The sequence below is a fragment of the Bacillus sp. JJ1566 genome, assembly GCF_036962685.1.
In the GTDB taxonomy this organism is placed as follows: Bacteria; Bacillota; Bacilli; order Bacillales; family Bacillaceae_L; genus Ferdinandcohnia.
Genome location: NZ_JBALOP010000007.1, coordinates 28,166 through 36,068, shown reverse-complemented (window position 1 = coordinate 36,068; position 7,903 = coordinate 28,166). Strand labels below are relative to the sequence as shown.

Here is a 7,903-nt window from a genome sequence, read left to right as displayed (position 1 = left end):
TCGTGTGGGCCAAAAAAATCGGGCGCAAATACGCCAAGGCGTATTTGTTCTATCCAAAATGATACAGATTTTTTGCAAAAAAGTCACTAATTGTGGGTTAATAGTCTTTCATAAAAAAAACTTCCCTGCAAGAGAGAAGTTAAATCCACATATCCTTGATCTTCCCAGTGAAGAACGGGGTGTGTTGGACAATCATTTTAGCCATAAAGGAATCGTTGAGATTTGACTGAACGATTTCTACTGGTAGTAGTGCTCCAATATAAAGCACAATAAAAACAATTAAATAAACTTCAACAAATCCTAGTAGACCTCCAGCCCAACCATTAATCTGTTTTAAAATTGGTAGATTTGCAAGGAAATCTAGCATCGACCCAATGATTTGCCATAGGAACTTTGTTGCAAAGAAGATAATGGCGAAGGCAATTGCACGATAATAAGATGTTTCTAAATTCGTACTATCAAATAAAAACTTCATGGTATCGGCGTCACCGAATGTTGGATATGGAATCCATAATATTAATTTTGGCATAAGTTCATCATAATAGAGGTATGCAACGATAAATGCAACAATAAATCCAGTAAGATGAACGATTTGAAGGATAAATCCTCTTCTCAAACCAATTAAAAATCCCATTAAAAGGATGATTATTAAGACTAAATCGAACATATCACGTCAATCCTTTTCATTTTTTGCTTGTTCTAAACGTTTTTCAAGCTCTTCATAATCTTCTTTAAGCTTTAAATGTTCATGAACAATATTAACGGCTGTTAATACTGCTAGTTTATTAATATCAAGTGTTGTATTTTTATTACTAATTTCTCTCATTTTATCATCAACAATTGAGGCCACAAGGCGTATATGGCTTGTGCTCTCAGACCCTACAATCGAATATTGCTGTCCATATATATCTACAGTTGTTCTTGTTTTTTGTGGCTGTGACAAGTAGTTGGCCTCCATTCTAGTCAATCCTACAAATAATAATACCATGAACATGATATTTATGGAAAGAAATCTCAACAAACGTTATGATAGATTATAATGAATTTTATCCAATCTTGTATAAAATAGTAAGTAGGGGATGTTATTTTTGTCTAATACTGTCTTAAAGTGTACCCCCGGTACCATTGAAAAAATGAAGACGCATTATAAGAGTCAATTGCAAGATAAGGTTCCACAGGGAGGGGTGTTTGTTGCAAAACCTTCCGGTTGTACGATAACGGCTTATAAGTCAGGAAAAGTATTGTTCCAAGGAAATAATGCTTCAGCGGAGTCTAAAAAATGGGGTAACTCAGAAGCACCTACTAAAACAACAGCTACAAAGAAATCAGTTGTTGCAAAAAACAATGGCTTACCACCCAATATCGGAACATTATCAATGGTCGGTTCTGATGAAGTCGGAACTGGTGATTATTTTGGACCAATGACAGTCGTTGCCGCTTATGTTTCAAGTGATAAGTTCGCTATACTTAAGGAGCTTGGAGTTAAAGATTCCAAGGATTTAAATGATAAACAAATTTGCGAAATTGCAGAATCAATCATTCATGTAATACCATATAGCCTGTTAATTTTACATAATGAAAAATACAACGAACTCCAAGCAAAAGGCATGACACAGGGTAAAATGAAGGCAATGCTGCATAATCAAGCAATTGGGCATGTGCTTAGAAAGATTGCACCCACAACTCCTGACGGTATTTTAATCGATCAGTTTGCTGTTCCTGATGTGTATTTCAAGCATTTATCTGGTCAAAAGGAAATCATTAAGGATCATGTGTATTTCAGTACGAAGGCAGAAGGAGTTCATCTTTCAGTTGCTGCTGCATCAATTATTGCGAGATATTCATTTATAAAAGAATTTGACAAATTAAGTGAAAAAGCCGGTTTAGAGTTAAAAAAAGGAGCCGGCGCTCAAGTTGATGTAGTTGCAGCAAAACTTATCAAAAAGCTAGGTTTAGGAGCATTGCGCAGTTTTACGAAGGTTCATTTTGCGAATACGGAAAAAGCAAAGAAAATAGCTAGAGTATAAAGAATGGAGTGGGTATGAACCCACTCCATTTTTTTATGAACGCAATGTTGCATTGAATTTTTCAGCAACAGCTTTTAGAACTTTTTCATGTGCTTTTGTTACTTCTTCTTCAGTTAAGGTGCGCTCTGGATCAAAATACTTGATTGAGTATGCAACTGATTTTTTACCAGGCTCCATACGCTCTCCTTCATAAAGGTCAAAGATTGTAACATCACGAAGCAGCTTGCCACCCGCTTCAATAATAACCTGTTTCATATCACCAGCAGCCACTCCACTTTCCACAACAAGTGCAATGTCACGAGTCATAGAAGGGAATCGTGGAATTGGTTGATAGAGTATTTCTTCTACATCTGCTTCTAAAACATCCTTTAATGATAACTCAACTACATAAGTTGGAGTTAAATCTAAGTCCTTTTGAACATTTGGATGAATTTGACCAATAAACCCAATTTCTTTGTTATCTAATAACACAGCAGCTGTGCGACCAGGGTGCATACCTTCTACTCTTGCTTGTAGGAATGAAGTTCTGTTTTCAAGCCCAAGCTTTTCAAATAGCCCTTCTAAAATTCCTTTCACCACATAGAAGTCCACAGCTTTTTTCTCACCCTGCCATGTCGGTGATAACCATGAGCCAGTTAGGGCAATTGCTAAGTGTTCTTTTTCTTCTGGCAGTTCTTGGTTTGGTCTAGTAATGAAGACAGAGCCCGTTTCGTAAGTAGCCACACTATCAATTTGACGAGCTAAATCATGTGAAACAACCTCTAATAAATGTGGAAGAATGCTTAATCTTAATTGACTGCGTTCCTCACTCATTGGCATTGCTAGACGGATTGGCTCACTTAGTTCGAGTGCGTATTTACTTACTTTTTCAGCACTTGTTAGTGAGTATGTGATGCTTTGGTATAAGCCAACACCTTCTAAATATCTTCTAACTAGACGGCGCTTTGCTTGATAGTCCGTTAATCTTCCTGGGTTTGATTCTCCAATAGGAAGTGTTGTTGGTAATTCATCATATCCATAAAGCCTTGCAACTTCCTCGATTAAATCTTCTTCAATTGTAATGTCAGGTCTGCGTGTAGGTGCAGTAACATGAAATGCGCCGTTATCCACAGTAAATGTGAATTTTAGGTTTGTAAAAATCTCTTCTACTTTTTCTTTAGTAATTTCAGTTCCTAACACTTTATTGATTCTCTCAAGTGATACGGATACATTTACTGGTTGAATATCGAGAGTGTCAACTGCTACCACACCATTAAGCACAATACCACCAGCAAGCTCTGCCATTAGCTCAGCCGCACGGTCTGCTGCTTCTCGAGTGCGGTTTGGATCAATTCCTTTTTCAAAACGAGCACTAGCCTCACTGCGTAAGCCATGATCTTTAGATGATTTACGGATTGTGCTGCCTGTAAAATAAGCAGACTCGATTAATACAGTTGTTGTGTCATTTTTCACTTCAGAATTAGCTCCACCCATGACTCCCGCAAGTGCCACCGGAACTGTTCCATTTGTAATCACGAGATGCTCATCGGTTAATGTACGCTCTGCATTATCTAGTGTCGTAATCTTTTCACCGTTTTTCGCACGTCTTATAAGAATTTCTTTAGAACCTAGACGATTATAGTCAAACGCATGTAATGGCTGACCATATTCTAATAAAATATAATTTGTAATATCGACAACATTATTATGTGGACGAATACCTTCTGCCATTAGGCGGGTTTGAAGCCATAATGGTGATGGACCAATTTTTACATCTTTCACTACTCGTGCCACATATAATGGATTGTCTTCCTTCGCATCTACTGAGATCGAAATGTAATCTTCCGCTTTTTCCTCTGAGGTTTTCACTTTTGGCTGTGGAAGTTTTAAGTCTTTTCCTAAAATAGCCGCGACCTCATAAGCAACCCCCATCATACTCATAGCATCAGCACGATTTGGTGTTAGTCCTAGTTCAAGAACTTTATCATCAAGATTTAATAGAGCAAGTGCGTCCGCTCCTGGCTCTACATCATGTGGGAATACAAAGATTCCTTCAGCGTACTCCTTTGAAACAAGCTTTGATTCAATGCCAAGCTCTTGAAGAGAACAAATCATTCCATTTGATTCTTCGCCACGAAGCTTTGCCTTTTTAATTTTAAAATTGCCTGGTAAGACAGCTCCTACCTTTGCAACTACAACCTTTTGTCCCTTTGCAACGTTCGGTGCTCCACAAATAATTTGAACAGGCTCATCTTCACCTAAATCAACAAGACATTTATTCAATTTGTCAGCGTTTGGATGCTGTTCACATTCTAAAACGTGACCGACCACAATCCCGCTAATGCCTTCACCTAAATGATCGACACCTTCAACTTCAATTCCACTTCTAGTGATTTTTTCTGCTAAGTCTTCTGCAGTTACACCTGATAAATCAACGTATTCCTGCAACCATTTATACGAAACAAACATTCTCTTACTCCCTCCTTAAGCCCGATTAAATTGTTTGATGAAACGATTATCATTTGTGTATAAATGACGAATATCATCAATTCCATATTTCAACATTGCGATACGCTCTGGGCCCATACCAAACGCAAATCCTGTATATTTCTTTGAATCAAAGCCAGACATTTCAAGTACATTTGGATGTACCATACCCGCACCTAAAATTTCAATCCAGCCTGTTTTCTTACATACATTACAGCCATCCCCGCCACATTTAAAGCAAGAGATATCCATCTCTACGGAAGGTTCAGTGAATGGGAAAAAGCTTGGGCGGAGACGTATTTCACGGTCTTCACCAAACATTTTCTTCGCAAAAATATTTAAAGTACCCTTAAGATCGCTCATGCGAATGTTCTCATCGACAACCAATCCTTCAATTTGCGTGAATTGGTGAGAGTGGGTCGCATCATCATTATCGCGACGGTATACCTTACCTGGACAAATAATTTTTACAGGTCCTTTTCCTTCATGCTTTTCCATTGTTCTTGCTTGAACAGGGGAAGTTTGTGTACGAAGGAGAATATCCTCTGTGATATAAAATGAATCCTGCATATCTCTTGCCGGGTGGTCCTTTGGTAAATTTAAAGCTTCGAAATTGTAATAATCCTTCTCTACTTCAGGTCCCTCCGCAATTGAATAACCCATGCCAAGGAATAAATCCTCAATTTCTTCAATTACTTTAGTAAGTGGGTGAGGTCCCCCTACCTTAACGGGTCTACCTGGAAGTGTGACATCGATTGTTTCAGTAGCTAATTTTCGTTCGACTTCTTCTTTTTCAAGAAGTTCTTGTTTTGCTGTTAATTTTTCTGTGATTTGCTCTCTCACTTCATTGACAAGTGCTCCCATTTTTGGGCGCTCTTCTGCAGAAAGCTTGCCCATTCCTCTTAGTACTTCTGTGATAGGTCCTTTTTTACCTAAATAAGCAACACGAATATCATTTAATTCTTTAAGATTCGTTGCAGCTTCTACTTTTGCAAGAGCTTCTTCTTTCAGCTCAAGTAATCTTTCTTGCATGGTTTTTCCTCCTTTTTCTTAGAAAAGCGCAAGGTGCCCGTTCATCGGCGACAAGCACAAGATGAGCACTGACAGAAGGCGCTTTTTGCCTTCCGAAGTGATTGGCTTGTGACCTCGAGCCGATGGCACCTGGAGCTAGACAATAAGACAAAATAAAAAACCTCAATCCCAAAAAAGGGACGAGGTTTAGATTCGCGGTACCACCCTTGTTAACAATTACGGCATCATAATTGTTCACTTCGTTTTGATAACGGCAAATGCCGGTACACCTTTACGTCTATGTAAAGACGGTCTAAGTGCCAACTCAAGAGGTGAATTCACTTTCTTCTTCTATAAAAATGCTTGCAGTCACGGCATTTTCTTCCTGAATAGTGAGTGGAAAGGTACTAGTCTCAATCATTGTTTTTAACCTATATGTAAAGCATATAGATTATATTATACGTATCTTCGTTACGCAAATCAAACCCAATTTATTTCTTTTTTCGTACAAATGGGAGATAGAGGATAAAAAACATGACTAAGGCGACAATTTCTAAGGATAACATATACCATGGGTACGGTCCGAGTAGGTCGATTAGACTTGGGTTTATAGGTTTGTGTGCGAGAAACATATAGTTTCCACCAGTTGCTTTGTTGATGAAAAAGACGACTAAGGCGATTACGTTTAATCCCGCAAAGGCCTTCCAAATGGATTTGAAAGTAGGTCTACAATTTTCGTACCAAAGCATGTACAAGCTTGCTAGTATAATCGCAATATGAGCTAGAAAAAAGTGAAAATAGCGATAATGCGGAAAGTCATAAGCAAGCTCTGGTGTAAGCATTGCTTGTAATGCGCCACCTATACCTAAAAAGTAAGTTACTTCAAATAAAAAATAGCTTCGCGTTAACAGCATGATGATACTTAAAAATAATGAAATCGAGCAAAGCTGAAATGGCAGGGAATCAATTGGGTCCCATACCCCAGTATACAAATACCAAATATAGAGAGATAGCTCACTGCCCAATAAAAAGAATGCCAAAGTATAACGAATTGCGATCTTTCCTTTAGTGGGTCTAGCTCTAAAAAGAAATAACAGAGTTCCCGAAATTAAAAGCAAGCCCAGCATCACAACATGCGAAAAAGATAACCAATGAAACGGTTCACCTACAATTGAACCCCCGAAATAGTCGTTTATTTTACTTCCCCCTCTTTACCGCAAATGATAAAGTAAAATCCCCGCTGCTACAGCAACATTTAAAGACTCGCTTTTTCCGTAGATTGGAATGTATAAATTTTGGTCTGTTTTTTCTAGTAATTCAGGATCTACCCCGTTGCCTTCATTTCCAACAATTAAAGCAAAGGAACTGTCCGCAATAGCTTGTTTATAGTCAACTGCATTCCTTAAAGATGTCCCATAAATTTTAATACCATCTTGTTTAAGATGATCCATCATTTCATGTAAATTCGCTTTTACAATAGGTATATGAAAAATTGAGCCCTGTGTAGAACGAACCACTTTTGAATTATAGACATCAACGCTTCCATCACCAATAATCACAGCGTCTATACCTGCTGCATCAGCAGTACGAATCATTGTTCCTAAATTACCAGGATCCTGTACAGCATCTACTAATAACAACTTAGAGAATCTCCCACCCTTTTTTGCAGAATACTGTTCACAAATCGCAGCGACTCCTTGTGAAGTGTCCATATCGCTAATTTCTTTCATAATTTTTTCTGTCACAATCGTGATAGATCGATTATCTACATTCCAGCTTGATGGGATGTCTATCGTTTCGCTTATGATCAATTCTTTTATGATTACATCACTTTTAAGAGCTTCTTCCACTAAATGAAATCCTTCAATCATAAAAGTTCCAGATGTATCACGTTCTTTTTTCGTATGTAGTTTTTTCCATTGTTTGATTTGTGGATTTTTATTTGATTCAATTCGCTTCAACGTCCTAATTGCTCCTTTTTAGTGATTCTTTTTCCATTATATCCTATGGAATGTACATAAAAAAGGCAGATAACGTAAAAGATACTAAAGAAAAGTTACATAGGAAAGGTGTGCATGTGAATGAATTTAAATTTAAGACATGCTGTTAAGCACAATGTCGCGGGTAATTCCCAGGCTGAATTGCAAGATACAATTGTAGATGCAATCCAAAGCGGAGAAGAAAAAATGCTTCCGGGATTAGGAGTATTATTTGAAGTCATTTGGCAAAATGCAAGCCAAGAGGATAAACAAGAGATGCTCTCTACTTTAGAGCAAGGATTAAAGCAATAATTAGGAAAGCCGATGACATATAAACCATCGGCTTTTTACTTTATTCAGCAGAAGTTCCTGCCGAATAAAGTTAAAGCCTCCGGCGGATGCCACGATTTTTCAGAGGAA

At 37.9% G+C, this 7,903-nt stretch carries 8 protein-coding genes and 1 other annotated feature; of the genes, 2 read left to right on the top strand and 6 right to left on the bottom strand.

Annotated features, from left to right (window positions below):
- Positions 1 to 139: 139 nt before the first annotated feature.
- Positions 140 to 667 carry a CvpA family protein gene (locus V7112_RS04340; RefSeq protein WP_335415952.1) on the bottom strand — a complete coding sequence of 176 codons (528 nt, stop codon included), beginning with the start codon at positions 665 to 667 and terminating at the stop codon, positions 140 to 142.
- 6 nt (positions 668 to 673) lie between these two features.
- Positions 674 to 943, bottom strand: a complete 270-nt coding sequence (gene zapA, locus V7112_RS04335) for a cell division protein ZapA (protein WP_335415948.1) — start codon at positions 941 to 943, stop codon at positions 674 to 676.
- Between the two features lie 145 nt (positions 944 to 1,088).
- Between zapA and rnhC the strand changes: the two genes are divergently transcribed.
- Positions 1,089 to 2,027: a ribonuclease HIII gene (gene rnhC / locus V7112_RS04330; protein WP_335415947.1), complete on the top strand. Its 939-nt coding sequence runs from the start codon at positions 1,089 to 1,091 to the stop codon at positions 2,025 to 2,027.
- Between the two features lie 33 nt (positions 2,028 to 2,060).
- Here rnhC and pheT read toward each other — a convergent pair whose 3' ends face one another.
- The 4 genes from pheT to V7112_RS04310 all read right to left on the bottom strand — a co-directional run bounded on the left by pheT (position 2,061) and on the right by V7112_RS04310 (position 7,465).
- Positions 2,061 to 4,475, bottom strand: coding sequence for a phenylalanine--tRNA ligase subunit beta (gene pheT, locus V7112_RS04325; RefSeq protein ID WP_335415945.1), 2,415 nt, complete (start codon positions 4,473 to 4,475; stop codon positions 2,061 to 2,063).
- A gap of 15 nt (positions 4,476 to 4,490) precedes the next feature.
- A complete protein-coding gene (gene pheS / locus V7112_RS04320) occupies positions 4,491 to 5,525 on the bottom strand; it encodes a phenylalanine--tRNA ligase subunit alpha (RefSeq protein ID WP_335415943.1) in 1,035 nt (344 codons plus the stop codon).
- 172 nt (positions 5,526 to 5,697) lie between these two features.
- Positions 5,698 to 5,934, bottom strand: a binding site (T-box leader).
- A 61-nt stretch (positions 5,935 to 5,995) separates the two neighbouring features.
- The gene (locus V7112_RS04315; protein WP_335416387.1) at positions 5,996 to 6,676 is read right to left on the bottom strand and encodes a YwaF family protein; all 681 of its coding nucleotides are present in this window, start codon (positions 6,674 to 6,676) and stop codon (positions 5,996 to 5,998) included.
- A gap of 39 nt (positions 6,677 to 6,715) precedes the next feature.
- Entirely contained in the window at positions 6,716 to 7,465 is a 750-nt protein-coding gene (locus V7112_RS04310; RefSeq protein WP_335415941.1) for a TrmH family RNA methyltransferase, read from the bottom strand.
- A 120-nt stretch (positions 7,466 to 7,585) separates the two neighbouring features.
- On the opposite strand from V7112_RS04310, the gene sspI reads away from it, so the two are divergent.
- Positions 7,586 to 7,795, top strand: coding sequence for a small acid-soluble spore protein SspI (sspI, locus tag V7112_RS04305; RefSeq protein ID WP_335415938.1), 210 nt, complete (start codon positions 7,586 to 7,588; stop codon positions 7,793 to 7,795).
- Positions 7,796 to 7,903: the final 108 nt, after the last annotated feature.